At 74.7% G+C, this 16,763-nt stretch carries 14 protein-coding genes and 2 pseudogenes; 9 read left to right on the plus strand and 7 right to left on the minus strand.

What is annotated here, in order from left to right; all coding sequences use genetic code 11:
* Positions 1-29: 29 nt before the first annotated feature.
* Positions 30-491: a hypothetical protein gene (locus ASF82_RS14105; protein ID WP_056058265.1), complete on the minus strand. Its 462-nt coding sequence runs from the start codon at positions 489-491 to the stop codon at positions 30-32.
* 49 nt (positions 492-540) lie between these two features.
* Positions 541-855, minus strand: a complete 315-nt coding sequence (locus tag ASF82_RS14110) for a Dabb family protein (RefSeq protein ID WP_082514660.1) — start codon at positions 853-855, stop codon at positions 541-543.
* A gap of 764 nt (positions 856-1,619) precedes the next feature.
* On the opposite strand from ASF82_RS14110, the gene ASF82_RS14120 reads away from it, so the two are divergent.
* Positions 1,620-2,900 (plus strand): multidrug effflux MFS transporter, encoded by a 1,281-nt coding sequence (locus ASF82_RS14120; RefSeq protein ID WP_056058274.1) that lies wholly within the window; start codon positions 1,620-1,622, stop codon positions 2,898-2,900.
* A gap of 208 nt (positions 2,901-3,108) precedes the next feature.
* Here the strand turns inward: ASF82_RS14120 and ASF82_RS15650 are convergent, their stop codons facing one another.
* Positions 3,109-3,282, minus strand: coding sequence for a CsbD family protein (locus ASF82_RS15650; protein ID WP_156370161.1), 174 nt, complete (start codon positions 3,280-3,282; stop codon positions 3,109-3,111).
* 233 nt (positions 3,283-3,515) lie between these two features.
* Between ASF82_RS15650 and ASF82_RS14125 the strand changes: the two genes are divergently transcribed.
* The gene (locus tag ASF82_RS14125) at positions 3,516-4,415 is read left to right on the plus strand and encodes an alpha/beta fold hydrolase (RefSeq protein WP_082514661.1); all 900 of its coding nucleotides are present in this window, start codon (positions 3,516-3,518) and stop codon (positions 4,413-4,415) included.
* Positions 4,408-4,968, plus strand: a complete 561-nt coding sequence (locus ASF82_RS14130) for a TetR/AcrR family transcriptional regulator (RefSeq protein WP_056058278.1) — start codon at positions 4,408-4,410, stop codon at positions 4,966-4,968. The genes ASF82_RS14125 and ASF82_RS14130 overlap by 8 nt, the downstream gene beginning before the upstream one ends.
* Before the next feature lie 96 nt (positions 4,969-5,064).
* On the opposite strand, the gene ASF82_RS14135 is transcribed toward ASF82_RS14130, so the two are convergent.
* Together ASF82_RS14135 and ASF82_RS14145 are read right to left on the minus strand one after the other, a co-directional pair.
* Positions 5,065-5,481 (minus strand): arsenate reductase ArsC, encoded by a 417-nt coding sequence (locus tag ASF82_RS14135; RefSeq protein WP_056058283.1) that lies wholly within the window; start codon positions 5,479-5,481, stop codon positions 5,065-5,067.
* An 859-nt stretch (positions 5,482-6,340) separates the two neighbouring features.
* Complete coding sequence (locus ASF82_RS14145) at positions 6,341-7,390, minus strand: TerC family protein (protein WP_056058291.1); 1,050 nt, start codon at positions 7,388-7,390, stop codon at positions 6,341-6,343.
* A gap of 182 nt (positions 7,391-7,572) precedes the next feature.
* Here ASF82_RS14145 and ASF82_RS14150 point away from each other — a divergent pair, with 182 nt between their 5' ends.
* Positions 7,573-8,166 (plus strand): TetR/AcrR family transcriptional regulator, encoded by a 594-nt coding sequence (locus tag ASF82_RS14150; RefSeq protein WP_056058295.1) that lies wholly within the window; start codon positions 7,573-7,575, stop codon positions 8,164-8,166.
* 449 nt (positions 8,167-8,615) lie between these two features.
* Here ASF82_RS14150 and ASF82_RS14155 read toward each other — a convergent pair whose 3' ends face one another.
* The gene (locus ASF82_RS14155; protein WP_156370163.1) at positions 8,616-11,207 is read right to left on the minus strand and encodes a glycoside hydrolase family 3 protein; all 2,592 of its coding nucleotides are present in this window, start codon (positions 11,205-11,207) and stop codon (positions 8,616-8,618) included.
* A gap of 456 nt (positions 11,208-11,663) precedes the next feature.
* Complete coding sequence (locus tag ASF82_RS14160; protein ID WP_056058303.1) at positions 11,664-12,188, minus strand: hypothetical protein; 525 nt, start codon at positions 12,186-12,188, stop codon at positions 11,664-11,666.
* Between the two features lie 298 nt (positions 12,189-12,486).
* Here ASF82_RS14160 and ASF82_RS14165 point away from each other — a divergent pair, with 298 nt between their 5' ends.
* The 5 genes and pseudogenes from ASF82_RS14165 (at position 12,487) to ASF82_RS14180 (ending at position 16,464) form a co-directional block, all read left to right on the plus strand.
* On the plus strand, positions 12,487-13,320 hold the full coding sequence (locus ASF82_RS14165) for a sugar phosphate isomerase/epimerase (protein WP_056058308.1): 834 nt from the start codon (positions 12,487-12,489) through the stop codon (positions 13,318-13,320).
* A pseudogene (locus ASF82_RS16245) lies at positions 13,317-13,443 on the plus strand (gfo/Idh/MocA family oxidoreductase); the annotation flags it as partial. The gene ASF82_RS14165 and the pseudogene ASF82_RS16245, both read left to right, overlap by 4 nt.
* Before the next feature lies 1 nt (position 13,444).
* A pseudogene (locus ASF82_RS14170) lies at positions 13,445-14,375 on the plus strand (Gfo/Idh/MocA family protein); the annotation flags it as partial.
* 226 nt (positions 14,376-14,601) lie between these two features.
* Positions 14,602-15,225, plus strand: a complete 624-nt coding sequence (locus ASF82_RS14175) for a DUF1992 domain-containing protein (protein ID WP_056058313.1) — start codon at positions 14,602-14,604, stop codon at positions 15,223-15,225.
* A 126-nt stretch (positions 15,226-15,351) separates the two neighbouring features.
* Positions 15,352-16,464 (plus strand): C40 family peptidase, encoded by a 1,113-nt coding sequence (locus ASF82_RS14180; RefSeq protein ID WP_156370165.1) that lies wholly within the window; start codon positions 15,352-15,354, stop codon positions 16,462-16,464.
* Positions 16,465-16,763 lie beyond the last annotated feature (299 nt).

Consider the following 16,763-nt stretch of genomic DNA (forward strand, 5'->3'; position numbering starts at 1 on the left):
GGGGCGGGGCGGCGCGGGGCGGGGTCAGGTCAGGAGTCGCGGTGCCGGTCGGGCCCCGGGGTCGGCCGGTCGTGCGCGAACCAGCGGGCGAGCGGGCGGGCGCTGGCCAGCAGCAGGACAGCGAACGCCGTCTGGTCCACCGCGCCCCACCCCGGGATGCCGCCGACCACCGCGATCACCGACCAGTTCATGGCGATGTCGGCGAGGATCACGACCAGCCCGAGCACGACCCCCGCACGTCGCCGGAGCAGCAGCAGCACGATGACGAGCGGGTCCCACAGTGTGAGCGAGACCCAGAAGGCCCGGAGAGCGGGGTGGAAGTCGGCGTAGGCGTCGGCGCCCCCGACGACCAGATCGGCCACGTGCGTCGTGGTGCCGACGGCGAAGCCCGCGATCCAGAGCCAGCGGAGGAGCCGGGCGGCGCGGTGGTGAGGCGCCGGGGCTGGGGCCTGCGGGTGCGCGGGGCCGGGAGGCGGGGCGACCGGCTGCACGGCGCGAGCCTAGCCCGGGTCTCGACCCGCGCCTCCTCGGGGCCTCGGGCTACGCGGCGACGTCGAAGACGACGATGCGGGCCGCGGACTCCTGCAGGAACGTCGCGACCTCGACGTGCTGCGGGTCGGGCAGGTAGCCGTCGAGGGCCGCCTTGTCGCGGAAGTGCACCGCGAGCATCCAGTCGAACCCGCCCTGCAGGTCCTCGTCGCCGATGTTCGGGCCGCTCGTCACCGAGAGCACGCCGTCGATCGACGTCAGCTTCTCGGTCGACCGCGCGCTCGCCTGCTCGGCGGTGTCTGCCCCGGCGGACTCCGCCCACTCGACCAGCACCACGTGCACCACTTCTCCTGCTCCGAACGCCATGGGTCTTCCTCTCGTCTGCGGCGCCGACTCGCTCGGCGCCTCCGTCGATCCTGCGCCTCCCGCCCGGACGGCGGCAGGGAGCGTGCGTCCCCCCTCCTCGCCGCTGCACCTGCACCTGCACCTGCTGGCCGGCGGGAGTCGCGGGTCGGCCCGCGCAGGAGAACCACGTCCTCGCACGCGAACCAGGCCGCGGCGTGGTTCGCGTGCGAGGACGTGGTGCCTCTCGAGCCGGGCACCCCGTTCTCGCCCGGGCACCCCGCCGCGGCGGGGTTCGTGTGCGAGGACGGGGTGTACGGCGGGGGCGACGAGGGAGGGGCGGGAGGCGGCGAGGGAGGGGCGGGAGACGCGGGGGGCTGCGAGGGAGGGGCGGGAAACGCGGGGGTGGCGAGGGAGGGGCGGGAGGCGCGGGAGGTGCGGGGGCGCGGGAGGCGCGGGAGGTGCGGGGGCGCGGGAGGCGCGGGAGGCGGCGAGGGCCGGGCCAGATCGGGTCGCGAGGGGGCGTGGCGCATCGTGGCGCAGGGTGACGCGGCCTGACGTGCCTGCGAGGGGCGGTCCAGATCCGCTCCTCCACTCCGGAGTGGATCGGCGGATGTGGACGGTGCCGTCTCCTGCCGTGCGCGGCGTGCGGCAGCCGAGCCCGCTCGAGGAACCACGTCTTCGCCGACGAACCAGGCCGCGGCGTGGTTCGCGTGCGACGACGTGGTGCCTCTCGGGTCGGTGCGCGGCGGGGCAGGAGGCGCCCGCCCCGACTACGGTGGGCCCGGATGAGCGACGACGACGTCACCCGCCCCGGCGACCCGGGCCCCGGCGAACCCGGCGACCCACGCGACCCCGCCGGCGACCCCGCCCCGCGCTGGGCGCCCCGCCGCGGCGCCGTCCTCACCATCGGCCTCATCGTCGGCATCTCGCCCTTCGCGACCGACATGTACATCCCCGGCCTCCCGGCGATCGCAGCCGACCTCGACGCCTCGACGGCGCAGGTGCAGCTCAGCCTCACCGCCTTCCTCGTCGCGTTCGCCGTCGGCCAGATCGTCGTCGGGCCGCTCAGCGACGGATCCGGCCGGAGGCGCGTCCTCCTCGCCGGGACCGCCCTCTTCGCCGTCGCCTCCCTCGCCTGCGCCCTGGCCCCCGACTCGACGACCCTCGTGCTCGCCCGCGTCGTGCAGGGCCTCGGCGGCGCCGCCGGCAGCGTCGCCGCCCGCGCCATGGTCGGCGACTCGACCACCGGCGTCGCCCGCAGCCGCCTCTTCGCCACCCTCGCCGCGATCAACTCGGTCGGGCCCGTCGTCGCCCCGCTCATCGGCGGGCTCGTGCTCGCCGCGGGGTCGTGGCGCGCCACGTTCGCGCTGCTCGCCGTGCTGGGCACCGGGCTGACCGTCGCGGCGTGGCGACAGCTGCCGGAGACCCTCACCGCGCCTCCCCCCGGCGGAGCCTCGCTCGGCGCCTCGCTGCGCCGCATGGGCGGGCTGCTCGGGATCCCGCGCTTCCGCTGGTACCTCGTCACCGGCTGTGCCGCGACGATCGGCTTCTTCTCGTACATCTCGACGTCGTCGTTCGTCTTCCAGCAGCAGTACGGGTTCAGCGAGGGGCTCTACACGCTCGTCTTCGCCTCGAACGCGTCGTGCATGATCGCGTCGACCCTCGTCTTCCGCCGCCTCGTCGGCCGCTTCGCCGAGGACCGCCTCTTCACGATCGGTCTCGCCACCTGCACCGTCGGGTCGGCGCTCGTGCTCGTCGGAGCCGTGTCGGGGGCCGGGCCGGCACTGATCTGGCCGGCGCTCGCGCTCGTGACGGCGGGGTGGGGCTGGGTGATCCCGGGCTCGATCACGCTGACGCAGGCGCTCGGGCACCGCGCCCCCGGCACGGCCGCGGCCCTGGTCGGCGGGCTGCAGTTCGGCCTCGGCGGCGCGGCCACCCCGCTCGCCGGCGCCCTCGGCGGCACCGCGGTCGCGATGGGCGGGCTGATGCTCGGCTTCATCGCCGTCGGGCTCGCGGTGCAGCTGTGGGCGTCACGGCCCGGCTCCCCGCAGGGCGACCGCGGGTAGGAGTCGCGGGTCAGCAGGCGGGGAGAGGCCCGGCCCCGCAGGGCCGAGTGGTCACGACGTGCTGCTCCCGGGGGCGCGGGAGCGCAGATCGTGACCACTCGACGGGACGCCCGGCACGCGCAGCGCGCCCGGCACGACGGAGGGCCCGGCGTCTGCGACGACGCCGGGCCCTCCGGGCATCCGGTGCGTGAGCACCGGGGGAGCGGGACTAGTGGTCCGTCGCGTCCTTGGCCTTCTCGGTCTCCATGCGGGCCTCGCTCATGGCCTGGTCCTTCTGGCCCTGGTGCGTGAGCTCGGCGTCGTCGGTCTTCTTGCCGACGGCCTCCTCGGCGTGTCCGGCGACCTTCTGAACTGCGTCCTTTGCCTTGTCTCCGAGCGACATGACGTCTCCTTCGTGAAGTGGGTGCCGACGAACGTCGACTGCCCTGGACGCTAGGCCGGGCGGAGTCGCGGGGCCTGTCTGCCCGGCAGGTTCACAGCCCGGGCGTCCGGTGGCCATGCCGGGGCCCGGGCCGCGCCTCCCGGTCGACCCGCACCGCGCCTCCCGCCGACCCGCACCGCGCCTCCTCGAGACTGGCTATTGACATTAGCCAAATGGCTACGTAGGTTAGCCACATGATGACGCAGACCACGGAGACCCGCCGCCTCGACCGCCTCGGCGAGGGATCGATCGCCTACGACGTGCAGGGCCACGGCCCGCTCGTCGTGCTCGTGCCCGGCATGGGCGAGCTCCGCTCGACGTACCGCTTCCTCGCCCCGGCCCTCGTCGCGGCCGGGCACACGGTCGTCACCACCGACCTGCGCGGCCACGGCGAGAGCGACGCCGGCTTCCGCAGCTACGGCGACGTCGACACCGCCGGCGACGTCGAGGCGCTGATCCGCGAGCTCGGCGAGCCCGCCGTGGTGGTCGGCAACTCGATGTCGGCCGGCTCCGCGGTGATCGTCGCGGCGGAGCACCCCGAGCTCGTGCGCGGCCTCGTGCTCGTCGGGCCGTTCGTACGCAACCCCCCGGTGAGCGGCGTCGTCACGGCGCTCTTCCGCGTCATGATGGCCCGCCCCTGGGTCGCCACGACGTGGGGCGCCTACCTCCCCACCCTCTACTCGGGCGCCAAGCCCGCCGACTTCGCCGCCGAGAAGGCCCGCGCCCTCGCCAGCATGCGCCGCCACGCCCACGCCCGCGCCTTCAGCCTCACGACCCGCACCGACCACGCCCCCGCCGAGGCGGCGCTCGCCGCGGTCACCGCCCCCACGCTCGTCGTCATGGGCGAGAAGGACCCGGACTTCCGCGACCAGGCCGCCGAGGCCCGCTGGATCGCCGACGCCCTCCACGGCCGGGCCGTCATGGTGCCCGACGCCGGCCACTACCCGCACGTGCAGCAGCCCGAGATCACGACGGAGGCGGTCGTCGCCTTCCTGCGCGGGCTCCCGACCGCGGGCGGTCCTGCCGCCGCCGCGGCCGACGGCGCCGCGGCCGACGGCGCCGCGGACAAGGGCAGCCAGGGCTCGCGTGCCTAGGGCAGGGCTCGACGGCGCGGTCGTGGTGGAGCGGGCGGGCGAGCTCCTCGACCAGCGACCGGGCGACTCCCTCAGCCTCGCGGTCGTGGCCGACAGCCTCGGGGTGCGCGCGCCCTCGCTCTACAAGCACGTCGACGGCCTGCCCGGGCTGCACCGCGGACTCGTGCTGCTCGCCAAGGGCGCCCTCGCCGACGCCCTGCGCGACGCGGTGGTCGGCCGGTCGGGCGACGACGCCGTCGCGGCCCTCGCCGACGCGTACCGCCGGTGGGCGCTGACGCACCCGGGGCAGTACCGGCTGACCGTCCGGGCGCCCCGCGAGGGCGACGCCGACGACCTCGCCGTCTCGGAGCGCGCCACCAGCGTTGTCTACACCGCCCTCGGCGGTTACGGTCTCGACGGCGACGACGCGGTGGACGCGACCCGGTTCCTCCGCGCGGCGCTGCACGGGTTCGTGTCGCTCGAGACGAGCGGCGCGTTCGCGCTGCCGGTCGACCTCGAGCGCAGCTGGCGGCGTGCGGTGCAGCACGTCGTGGCGGCGCTCGCCGCCTGGTGAGCCGGCGCCCGGCGGCGCCGGGTGGTCACGAACTGCTGCTCCCGGGGCTCGGGAGGAGCAGATCGTGACCACTCGGCGCGCGGGGCGGGTGGCGGGTCAGGCGGGGGCGATCTCCGCGACGAGCCGCTCGACCCGTCGACGGATGTCGTCGCGGATCGGACGCACCTCGTCGAGGCCGCGGCCGGCCGGGTCGGTGAGCTCCCAGTCCTCGTAGCGCTTGCCCGGGAAGACCGGGCACGCGTCGCCGCAGCCCATCGTGACCACGACGTCGCTGTCGCGCACCGCCTCCGTCGTCAGCACCCTCGGCTGCGCCCCGGCGATGTCGACCCCGACCTCGGCCATGGCGGCGACGGCGACGGGGTTGATCTGGTCCTTCGGCTCGCTGCCGGCCGAGAGCACCTCGACGCGGTCGCCCGCGAGGTGCTGCAGCCAGCCGGCGGCCATCTGCGAGCGGCCGGCGTTGTGCACGCAGACGAAGAGCACGGCGGGGCGGGCGACGGGAGCGTCGGTCATGGTGGTCTCCGGGGTCGGGGTCGGGGTCGGGCCGGGGCGATGATACGCGGCGCAGGTGTCTCGACGACTCGGGCTCGCGCCTCCCTGCCCGGCCCGCGCCTCCAAGAGGGGCCCGGCCCGCGCCTCCCCGGGGTGGCGCTCCCGGGCGAGAGGGCGCACCATGGCGTGATGCGATCTGACCGAGACCTCACCTCCGTGTCCGAGCCCGCTCGCCCCGCCGTCGTCGACCGGGTGCGCGAGAGCCTCGACGACGCGGCCGCCCGCCACGGCGGGNCGTCCGCGTCACCCACAGCTACGTCGCGGCCCAGCAGCCGGGAGGCGCGGGTCGCGTCGCCGGATGGCAGTCACGCGTGCAGGTGGCCGGCGTCCGTCGTCGCCCGGTCGACCTCTGGTGCGCCGTCGACGCCCGCGACCTGATGGTGCTCGGCGGGGCCGACCTCGCCGGCTGGCGCCTCGACGACCCCACCGCCGAGCGCGAGTGCCGCGCGGCCCTCGGCCAGCTGGTCGACGACTTCGTCGCCGGGCGCCTGCCCGTCGACCGCACGTCGGAGCTCGCCCGCACGGGCGCCGTCGTCACCCTGCTCGCGACGGCGGCCGCCGCGACGGCGCTCGCCGTGGCGTCGGTGATCGCGGGGCGCGGCAAGCGCTGAGCTGAGCTGGGCTGAGCCGGTCGGGGCCGAGTGGTCGCGATCTGCTGCTCCCGGGGCCCCCGACGAGCACTTCGTGACCACTCACCGCCGCCGCGCCGCCCAGTGCCGCGCGTCTCGGGTCGAGTGGTCACGATCTGCTGCTCCCGGGGCCCGGGACGAGCAGTTAGCGACCACTCGGCGCCGCCGTGCCGCGCCGCACCGCCGCGACGTCAGTGGCGGCCGGCGCCTCCGTCGGCGTGGTCGTCGTGCGCGTGGGTGATGGGCTCGCCCTCGACGCGCTCGCGCTTCGCCTTCTCCGCGTCGCCGCGGGTCTTGGCGAGGCTCGCCACGGTGGCGACGGCGATCGTCAGGCCGATGAAGAGCAGCGAGAACCAGATCGGGATCTCGGGCACCCAGAGCAGCGGCTCGCCGCCGTTGATGAAGGGAACCTCGTTGACGTGCAGCGCGTGGAAGACGAGCTTGAGGCCGATGAAGGCGAGGATGACCGCGAGGCCCTGCGACAGGTAGACGAGGCGCTCGAGCAGGCCGCCGATGAGGAAGAACAGCTGGCGGAGGCCCATCAGCGCGAAGGCGTTCGCGGTGAAGACGATGTAGGGCTCCTCGGTCAGGCCGTAGATGGCCGGGATCGAGTCGAGCGCGAAGACCAGGTCGACGAAGCCGATCGCGATGACGCAGAGGAGCAGCGGCGTGACGAAGCGCTTGCCGTCGATCTTGGTCGTGAACTTGTCGCCGACGAACTCGTCGTGCACCGGCAGCACCCGCCGGGCGATCTTGACGAAGGCGTTGTCGGCCGCGTTGCCCCCGTGGCTGCCCTTGATCTGCTGGTACGCGAGCACGAAGAGCAGGGCGCCGAAGATGTAGAAGACCCAGGAGAAGTTCTCGATCAGCGCGGCGCCCGCGGCGATGAAGCCGGCGCGCATGATGAGGGCGATGACGATGCCGATCATCAGCACCTTCTGCTGGTAGATGCGCGGCACGGCGAAGCCGGTCATGATCAGCAGGAAGACGAAGAGGTTGTCGATCGACAGCGCCTTCTCCGTGAGGTAGCCCGCGAAGTACTCGCCGCCGTAGCCCCAGCCGCTCGTGAACCCGATGCCGACGCCGAACAGCAGCGCGAGGCCGATGTAGAAGGCGGACCAGCGGGCGGACTCGCCGATCGTGGGCTCGTGCGGCTTGCGCACGTGGGTGAAGAACTCGTAGACGAAGAAGGCGATGGTGACGCCGATCGTGATGAGCCAGGTGGTCAGGGTGATGTTCACGGGGTGCTCCGCGGGTCTCGGGCAGGGTGCGGGTCGACGTCCGTGCGGGCGCGCGGACGGGGAAGGGCGGGTGTTCTGCTCCTCGACAGTAGGTCGGAGGCGCTGTCAGCTTGCTCGCAGGTAGCCCCCAGCCTCCTGAGAAGCTGCAGTGCCTGCACGGGCGTGTCCCCTACCGTGGCCTCGTGACCACCGCGCCCGGGCCCGTGCCGAACAGCCGCGGCGTGCGCCGTCGGAAGGACATCCTCGACGCGGCCCGCGCCGTCTTCGCCGAGGTCGGCTTCCGCGGAGCGACGATGGCCGCGATCGCCGCCCGCGCCGAGGTCACCCACGCCGGGCTGCTCTACCACTTCGCCACGAAGGAGGACGTGCTCGAGGCCGTCCTCGCCGACGGCAGCGAGCGGGGCCGCTCGATCGTCGAGGCCGGGCGCGGCAGGTCGGACCACCTCGAGGCGCTCGAGCAGCTCGTGGCGCTGAACGCCTCTGACCCGGGGTGGTCGCGGCTGTTCTCGGTGCTGCTCGGCGAGAGCGTGTCGCCCGGGCACCCGCTGCGCGACCGCATGGCCGAGCGCTACGACGGGATCTCGGCGTCGCTCGCGGCGCACCTCCGGTCGCTGCGCACGGAGGGCGGTGCGTGGTCGGACGACGACCTCGACGGGCTCGCCCGCGTGCTGCTGGCCGTGATGGACGGGCTGCAGTTCCAGCAGCTGACGGGCGCCCGGTCGCACATGACCGACGACTTCGGGCTGCTCGTCACAGCGGTGCGCCGCTCGCTCTGAGGGCTGGACGCAGGCCGCTGGCCGCTGGGTGGCGTGCGCTGCGCTCCGCGGCCGGGACGGGGGAGTCGCGGGTCGTGACGGTGCCCCGCCCCGGTTGCGAGGAAGTGACGGTCCAGAAAGGCCGATCCACTCCGGAGTGGAGGAGCGCGACGAGATGTGGGGACGCGCGCGGGAGCGACTTCCAGGAAGGGCGCTCCACTCTGGAGTGGAGGAGCGGGTGGCGGTCGGGTCCTGCGAGGGGGTCGTCCTCCACTCTGGAGTGGATCAGCGATTCCAGACCGTACTTCTCGGTGCCGGCGCCGGCGCCGGCGCCGGAGCCCGAGCCGGGGCCGGGGCCGTAGCCGCCGCCGCGGCCCCCCTCTCCCCCAGGAACGACCGACGCCGACCGTGCCCGAGGGCAGCGGCCGGCGTCGGCGGTGGTGCGCTGGGGCCGAGGCGGCCCCGGGCACCTAGCTCGCGCCTCCGGCAGCCCTGCGGCGGCGGATCACGACGAGTGCGAGGCCGAGGAGCACGAGCAGCGCTCCTCCGACGATGCCGGGCAGGGCGTCGCCGCCGGTGAAGGCGAGCGGGGTGCCGTCGGCGGCGGTCGCTCCCGAGACGACGCGGAGGTCGTCCCAGCCGTACAGCGACCCGTCGGCGGCCTGCACCACGACGCGGTGCGTGCCGAGCGTCGTGCCGGCCGGGATGGTCACCTGCACGCTCCCGTCGACCGAGGCCGTGGCCCGGGCCAGCACGACGGGCTCCGAGTGCAGCCAGACCGCCACCTCACGCCCGGCCCCGGCGGCGCCGAGGTCGACCGTGATGCGCTGGCCGCGCTGGGCCGTCGCCGGCACCGACACGGAGCCGCGGGCGGCGTCGGTCAGCTGCGCGTCGGGCACCGGGACGGTCGTCCCCGTGCCGGGCGCGGGCGAGGGCGACGGAGCGGGCGTGCCGGGGCCGCCGGGCGTGCCGGGGGTGCCGGGCTCGCCGGGGCCGGGCGTGGGCTCCTCGCCCGCGTCGCCGTAGCTGAGGCCGAAGCCGTAGGCGAAGAGCGGCGTCGCCGTGTCGTTCGGCACGTCGGGCAGCTGCGCGTCGACCTCGGCCATCGACGAGGGCAGCTCGAAGGGCAGGCGCCCCTCGGGCTCGGCGGCTCCCGTGACCACGGCGAGCAGCGCCTCGTCCGAGACGCCGTACGCGCCCAGGACGGCGTCGCTCGACTCCACGACGTTCCCCAGCACGAGCGGGCGCGACAGCTGCGGCACGGCGATCGTCAGGGCGCCGGCGGCGTGCGCCGCCTGCAGGGCCTGGAAGTCGGCCTCGGTGCCGGTGAAGTCGAGGTCGGTGAGGTCGTCGCCTCCGCGCGGGTCGGTGAGGCGCACGATGGCGACGTCCGCCTCCTCGGGGGTCGCGACGGGCGTCAGGCCGGCCGCGGTCGCGGCCTCGGCGGAGACCCCGGAGAGGTAGACGGTCGTGCCGGGCGCGACGGTGCCCTCGGCGTCGCCGAGCGGCAGGGCCGCGGCGCCGGTCGCGGGCACGACGTCGTTCGACAGCAGCGTCAGCGACCGGGCCTGGTCGTCGAGGGCGACCGCGCGGGAGGCGGCGCTCCCGACGATCTCGTCGGCGGCGGCCGGGTCGACGTACGGGTCCTCGAAGAGGCCCAGCTGGAACTTCTGCGAGAGCACGCGCTGGGCGGCCTCGGAGACGCGCTCGTCGCTGAGCAGCCCGGTCTGGACGGCCTCGACGATGTACTGCGGCTTGTCGCTGCCGCCGATGATGTCGACGCCCGCGTTGATGGCGCTGGCGTAGCGCGCCGGGAGGCTCAGGCCTTCGACGCCCCACGGCATGCCGGCGCCCCAGGGGCCCACGAAGGAGGCGGGGGGACGGTTGTCGAGGCACGCCTGCGGGCAGTCGTTGGCGATGCCCCAGTCGCTCGTCACGACGCCGTCGAAGCCGTACGTGCCGCGCAGCAGGTCCTGCAGCAGGAACTCGTTGTGGCCGGCGCCGACCTGCTCGATCGGGCCCTGGCCGGGGACGACCTCGAGGTCCTTGAGGATCGAGTACGTCGGCATGATGCCCGCCGCGTCCACGTCGAACGCGCCCTCGTAGGGCACGACGTGCTCGGCGAAGTCGCCGCCGGGGAAGGCCGCGTAGCGGCCGTAGTAGTAGTGGCTGTCGTAGCCGTCGACCTGGGCGCCGTAGCCGACCCAGTGCTTGACGACCGTGGCGACGCCCTCGTCGGTGATGCCGTCGGTGCCGCCCTGGAGGCCCTCGACGTAGGCGCCGACGTGGTCCTTGACGGTCTCGCCGACGGAGCCGAAGGTGCCGTTCTGGCGGGTCCAGCGCGGCTCGGTGCTGAGGTCGGCCTGGGGCGAGAGCGCCTCGGTGATGCCGACGGCGCGGTACTCGTCGCCGATGATCTCGCCCATCGCGAGCGTCGCGGCGGGGTCGCCCACGGCGCCCATGCCGATCGCGTCGGGGAAGGGCGTGAAGTCGGCGTTCGAGACCGTCTGGCCCTCGGTGACGCTGAAGCCGTTGCGGGGGTCGGTGCTGATCTTGAGCGGGATGCCGAAGGGCTCCGCCTCGGCGGCCTCCTGAAGCTGGTTGTGCTGCTCGGCGAGGGCGCCCGCGCCGATGCTGAGGCGCGAGATGTAGGTCGAGATGTGGCGGTCGCGCAGCAGCGGGTCGAAGGCGGCCCGGTCGTACGTGCCGCGGCCGGTGAGGCTCGCGTGCATCAGCAGCCCGGCGCGCTGGTCGAGGTCGAGGCGGGCGACGAGGTCGGAGGCGCGCTCGTCGGCGGTGAGCCGCCAGTCCTCGTAGGGCGTGAGGTCGCCGCTGCGGTCGAGGTCGCGGAACTGCAGCCCGTCGACGGTGATGATCTCGGTCGAGCGGGACTCGAGGGTCGGCTGGGCAGCGGCTGCTGCTCCAGGGCCGGCAGCCGGGTCGGCGGCGAGGGCGGCGGGTGCCGGCGTCGCGGCCAGGGCGAGCGAGGCGACGAGCGCCCCTCCCGCCGTCACGCCGAGTGCCCGGCCCCTGCGGCCGGCACCGTGCGTCAGTGATCGCATGTCTACTCCTTCGTAGGCTCGCCCCTCCCCCATCGGAGGGGCACAGCTGAGCTAAAGCCCCCCTTCGGATTAAGTCAAGCCGACTTCAGGAACTTGCGCTGCTCGAGGGTGCGGGGGTTGGGGGTGGGTGGGGTGAGGGTCGGAGGGGCCGGCCGAGAAAGCTCGATCCACTCTGGAGTGGAGGAGCAGGGCGGGGGTGCGAGATGCGAAGGGTCTGCTGTTCCACTCCGGAGTGGATCAGCGATCCTGGACCGTGGTTCCCGGGCGGCGCGATGAGGCGCGGAGCCGGAGCCGGAGCCGGGGCCGGGCTCGGGGAGCTGCGATCGGCACCCCGTGCCGACGGTGAGGGCGGGAGTGCGGGCGGGAGCGACCCGGGCGGGCGGTCACGAGCGCCCGTCCGGCTCGGACTCGCCCGTCGTCACGGCCGCCCCTCCTGCGAAGGGCCGCCGGGAGCCCTCAGACGCGGCGGTCGAGCTCGTGCGCGATGCCGCGCAGCACCCTCGCCATGTACGGCCCCCAGAGCAGCCCGACGATCAGCCGCACCACGAGCCCGGCCCCCCGCCGCGCCCGGAACGTGTAGCGCCACGAGATGCGCGTGCCGCGCCCGCGGGTCGACCCGTCGCTCGCCCCGCCGGCGCTGTACCACCACTCCGCCCGCCCGCTGCGGACGAGCAGCCGCAGCGGCCCGCGGAAGTCGCTCAGCTCGTACGTGAACGCCCCGACGCGGTCGGCCGGCCCGGTGCCGGGCGGGTCGACCTCGACGATCGTCTCGGTGACCGAGCCGCCGTCCGACAGCTGCAGCCGACGCGTCTGGCCGGGCGTGCCCCAGCCGCCCGTCTGGTCGTGCACGGCGACGACGCCCGGCAGCGGACCCGACCGGGGGTAGAACCCCACCGGCGTCAGGGGAGTGCCGATGTCGAAGGCCCGGTCGACCGGTGCGGTGGTGACGGCCTCACGGGTCGCGCTGACTGTCGTCGTCATGGGCAGGGATTCGGAGTCGCGGCCCCGGTCGACTGGTCGGTCTCGCCCCCGGTCGGGTCATGTCCCGCCGCGCCCGGCTCCGTGGCCCGCCGTCGACCCGACCCGCGCCTCCGCGCCCGGCCCGACCCGCGCCTCCGCGCCCGGCCCGACCCGCGCCTCCTCGGGGGCCGGCCCTGCGCCTCCTCATCCTGCCGATCGGACGACGACTTTTGCATGTCGGTCGACAGAAGTAGCAGAATGAGCACGGGCCGCCGCACCGTGACGCGCCGCAGACCACCGGATACGAAGGAGCATCCCCATGAGCACACCGTCCGTCCAGCTCTACAGCGTGCGCGACGCCGTCGCGGAGGACCTGAACGGGGCCGTCGCGCGCCTCGCCGAGATCGGCTTCACGAAGGTCGAGCCCTACGGCTTCGCCGAGCGCCCCGCCGAGATCGCCGCCGCGCTCAGCGCCGCCGGCGTCACCGCGCCCTCCGGCCACGCCGCCGTCATCGACTCTGACGACGCCGAGCAGATCTTCGCCGCCGCCGAGCAGATCGGCCTCGAGACCGTCATCGACCCGTTCATCCCGAGCGACCGCTGGCAGACCGCCGACGACGCCGCCCGCATCGCCGAGCGCGTCAACGAGCTCACCGCCCAGGCGGCTTCGCACGGCCTCCGCTTCGGCTACCACAACCACCAGTGGGAGTTCACGAACGAGGTCGACGGGCGCCCGATCTACCACTCGTTCGTCGAGCAGCTCTCGCCCGAGGTCGTCCTCGAGCTCGACACCTTCTGGGCCACCGTCGGCGGCCAGGACACCCCGGCGCTGCTCCGCCAGCTCGGCGACCGCGTGCAGTTCCTCCATATCAAGGACGGCAAGGTCAGCGGCGACATCGCCACCGCCCTGCCCAGCAGCGAGAGCGCGCTCGTCGTGCCCGACGCCCTCAAGGCCGCGTTCGAGAACCAGACCCCGGCCGGCCAGGGCGACGTCGACGTCCGCGCCATCCTCGAGGCCGCGCCGCACGCGCTGCGCGTCGTCGAGTTCGACGCCTACTCGGGCGACGTCTTCGCCGGCATCGCCGAGTCGTTCGCCTGGCTGCAGGAGAACGACACCACGCAGCTCGACGGCACCGACGGGGTCACCGCGTGAGCGGGGGCAGCACGGGCCGCACGGGCGTGGTCGGCGTCGGCGTCATCGGCGCCGGCAACATCAGCTCGCAGTACCTCGAGAACCTCACGAAGTTCCGCGACGTCGAGGTGCGCATGGTCGCCGNCGACGAGCTGCTGTCGCGCGACGACATCGAGATCGTCGTCAACCTGACGATCCCGGCCGTGCACACCGAGGTCGGCCGCCAGATCGTGGCCGCGGGCAAGAACGTCTGGAGCGAGAAGCCCCTCGCCCTCGACGCCGAGTCGGGCGCCGAGCTGCTCTCGGCCGCGCGGGAGGCGGGCCTGCGCGTCGCGTGCGCCCCCGACACCGTGCTCGGCGGCGGCATCCAGTCGGCGCTCCGCGCCATCGGCCGCGGCGACATCGGCGAGCCGCTCACTGCGACGACGATGTTCCACGTGCCCGGCCCCGACGCCTGGCACCCGGACCCGGACTTCCTCTTCGCCGTCGGAGCCGGCCCGCTCTTCGACATGGGCCCGTACTACGTGACGACCCTCGTGCACGCCTTCGGCTCGGCCTCGCGGGTGTCGGCCGTCTCGTCGAAGTCGTTCGAGCGCCGCACGATCGGCAGCGGCCCCCGCGCCGGCGAGACCTTCCCCGTCGAGGTGCCGACGCACCACGCGGCGCTGATCAGCTTCGAGGGCGGGCAGTCGGCGCAGTCGACGTTCAGCTTCCAGAACGCGCTGCCCCGCATGGGCTTCGTCGAGATCAGCGGCACCGAGGGCACCATCGTGCTGCCCGACCCCAACATGTTCGACGGCGACTCCGCCCTCTGGCGGTTCGGCCAGGAGGAGCCCGAGACGCTCACCGCCTCCGGCTCGTTCTGGGGCCGCGGCTCCGGCGTCGTCGACCTCGCGCGGGCGATCCGCGGCGGCGACGACGAGAAGGCCAGCGGCGCGGTCGCGGCGCACGTCCTCGACGTGCTGCTCGCGGTCTCGACCGCGGCGGAGCAGGGCTCGCCCGTCGACGTCACGTCGTCGGTGCCGAAGCCGACGCCCCTGCCCGAGGGCTGGGACCCGGCCGCGGCGACGCTGTAGGTCGCGGGCGGAGGGCGGCCGAGGCCGCCCCGCAGCCGAGGAGGCGCGGTGTCCGGACGACCGGCACCGCGCCTCCTCGGCGTCCTCCCGTCCTGGGGTCCTCGGCCTCCCGGTCGAGTGGTCGCGAACTGTCGTCGCCGGGCCCTCGGAGCAGCAGTTCGTGACCACTCGGCGGGCTCCGGACGGGCTCCGGACGACGTCGGAGGCGCGGCGTACCCTCATCGGCATGGCCAGCGAGAGATCGGACCCGCGCATCAACGCTGCGCGGTACCGCGTCGAGGGGGAGGCCCCGCCGGAGGACGCCCCCCGCGACACCCGCACCGCCGCCGAGATGCGCGCCTGGGCCCGCACCGCGATCGACGTCGCCGTCGCGCGCGGCGACTTCGACGACCTGCCCCTGGCGGGCAAGCCGCTGCCCGGCCTCGCGGGCGACACGGTCGACCCCGACTGGTGGATCCGCGGCCTGATCGAGCGCGAAGGGCTCACCGGGCTGGCGCCTCCCGCGCTGTCGCTCCGCACCGAGCACGCGGAGTTCGACGACACCCTCGACCGGCTCGGCAGCGAGGCCGCCGTGCGCGCCCACGTCGACGACTACAACGCCCGCATCGTCGAGGCCCGCCGCCAGCTGACCGGCGGACCGCCCGTCGTGACGCCCACGCGCGACGTCGACGACGAGGTGCTGCGCTGGCACGAGCGTCGTTGTGCCCGCCGTGCGGCCGCGGCCGCCGAGGCCGCCGCGGCCCCGCCGCCGCCGAGCTGGCGGGAGCGCCGGGCCCTCCGTCGTGAGCTGCGACGCCGCCGTGAGGAGTCGCGGGTCGAGCCCCCGGAACCGCCCGCCCCGAGCGGGTGAGGAGGGTGAGGGGCCGACGGCTCACCCGCGTGAGCGGGGAGGCCGGTGTGCTCCCAGGACTCGTGCCGAGGGCGCTCCGGCGATAGGGTCGAGTGTTCCCGACGAGTGACCGAGAGGACCGACCGCGTGACGAGCACCGCCTCCGCCGACCTGTCGGGCACCGAGCACTCGGATCGCGACGCGTCGACCACCGGAGGCGGAGACGCCCCGCTGCTGCGGCCCCGGGGCCGCCGTCGGGCCCAGGCCGCCGTGCTGCCGACCACCTGCCGGGCCTCGTTCGTCCAGTCGGACGCCCTCGTCGCCGCCTCCGAGGCGGCCACCGGCCCGCTGCTCCGCGGTCGCCGTTCGGCCGCCCGTGCCGACGCCGTCGCCGCCCAGGCGGCGGAGCTCGCCGGCGAGCCGGTCGCGGCCCCGACCGCGGGCGTGAGCCGCAAGGTCGTGTCGGCCAGGGCAGCGTCGGCGAGCCGTGCCGCGGACTCGACCCGCGCGTCCGGCCGGCGGGCTGCGGTGCCGAGCGCTGCTGCTGCACCTACGTCCCCCGCCCCCGCCCCTGCCCCCGCGGCTCGTCGTCTCGGTGCCGTCGTGAAGAAGGTCTCGGTGGTCGCCGCGTTGATCGGCTTCGCCGCCAGCGGCACGCTGCCCCTGCTCGCGAGCGCCGACCAGGGAGCCCAGGCCGTCGCGGCCGGCCCCGGGGCGTCGGCGGCGCGGGGAGCGTCGCAGAGCCTCTCCGTCGACGGTGACGTGATCGACGCCGACATGAGCCGTGACGCGTACTCGGCGACGTCGTTGGTCGACCTGGCGACGCAGGTGAAGCTGAACTCCGCCGCCGCGAGCACCTCGGTGTGGGACGGCCGCACGACCGAGAGCTACCTGGCCGACCCGCTCTACCCGACGCTCGACCGCGACCAGGTGCTGGCCGTCGCCATGCAGTACATCGGCACCCCGTACGTGCACGGCGGCGAGGACCCGACGAAGTTCGACTGCTCGGGCCTCATCACGTTCGTCTACTCGCAGTTCGGCATCTCGCTGACGCACTACGTGCCCACGCAGGACGCGGAGGGAACCCGCGTCTCGGCCGAGGACGCCGTGCCCGGCGACCTCGTGGTCTTCGACAACCTCGCGCACGACGGGATCTACGCGGGCAACGGGATGATCCTCGACGCGCCCAAGCCCGGCGGCTTCGTCGCGGTGCGCCCCATCTGGGACCAGCCGCACCACTTCGTGCGCATCGGCGCCTAGGGTCCGTCCCGCCGCCCGCCTGCGCTGCTGTGCGGGTCCGTCGTGGGTCGCCCGCGCCGGGGCGTGAGTCTCCTGGCGCCCGCGCTGCGGCGTGAGTCTGCTGGCGGTCGGCCTCATCGCCGCGAGCTGGGCTGCCAGGAGCTCGCCGTCCGGATGTGACGCCCCAGATTCGTCGATCCACTCTGGAGTGGAGGAGCTCAGCCGTGAACGCGCGTCCTCCCGAGCGCTGTCGCGGTCGGTCCGGCGGGTCCGTGTCGTCGTGGGCGGGTCGGCGCCGACCCGCCCAGGAGGACGAGGAC

It is taken from the genome of Frigoribacterium sp. Leaf164 (assembly GCF_001423665.1).
In the GTDB taxonomy this organism is placed as follows: domain Bacteria; phylum Actinomycetota; class Actinomycetes; order Actinomycetales; family Microbacteriaceae; genus Frigoribacterium; species Frigoribacterium endophyticum.

Bases quoted from the DNA above. Each gene is read 5' to 3' on its own strand.
- ASF82_RS14110 (WP_082514660.1), bottom strand. From the start codon at position 855: ATGGCGTTCGGAGCAGGAGAAGTGGTGCACGTGGTGCTGGTCGAGTGG.
- ASF82_RS14120 (WP_056058274.1), top strand. From the start codon at position 1,620: ATGAGCGACGACGACGTCACCCGCCCCGGCGACCCGGGCCCCGGCGAA.
- ASF82_RS15650 (WP_156370161.1), bottom strand. From the start codon at position 3,282: ATGTCGCTCGGAGACAAGGCAAAGGACGCAGTTCAGAAGGTCGCCGGA.
- ASF82_RS14125 (WP_082514661.1), top strand. From the start codon at position 3,516: ATGATGACGCAGACCACGGAGACCCGCCGCCTCGACCGCCTCGGCGAG.
- ASF82_RS14135 (WP_056058283.1), bottom strand. From the start codon at position 5,481: ATGACCGACGCTCCCGTCGCCCGCCCCGCCGTGCTCTTCGTCTGCGTG.
- ASF82_RS14155 (WP_156370163.1), bottom strand. From the start codon at position 11,207: ATGCGATCACTGACGCACGGTGCCGGCCGCAGGGGCCGGGCACTCGGC.
- ASF82_RS14160 (WP_056058303.1), bottom strand. From the start codon at position 12,188: ATGACGACGACAGTCAGCGCGACCCGTGAGGCCGTCACCACCGCACCG.
- ASF82_RS14165 (WP_056058308.1), top strand. From the start codon at position 12,487: ATGAGCACACCGTCCGTCCAGCTCTACAGCGTGCGCGACGCCGTCGCG.
- ASF82_RS14175 (WP_056058313.1), top strand. From the start codon at position 14,602: ATGGCCAGCGAGAGATCGGACCCGCGCATCAACGCTGCGCGGTACCGC.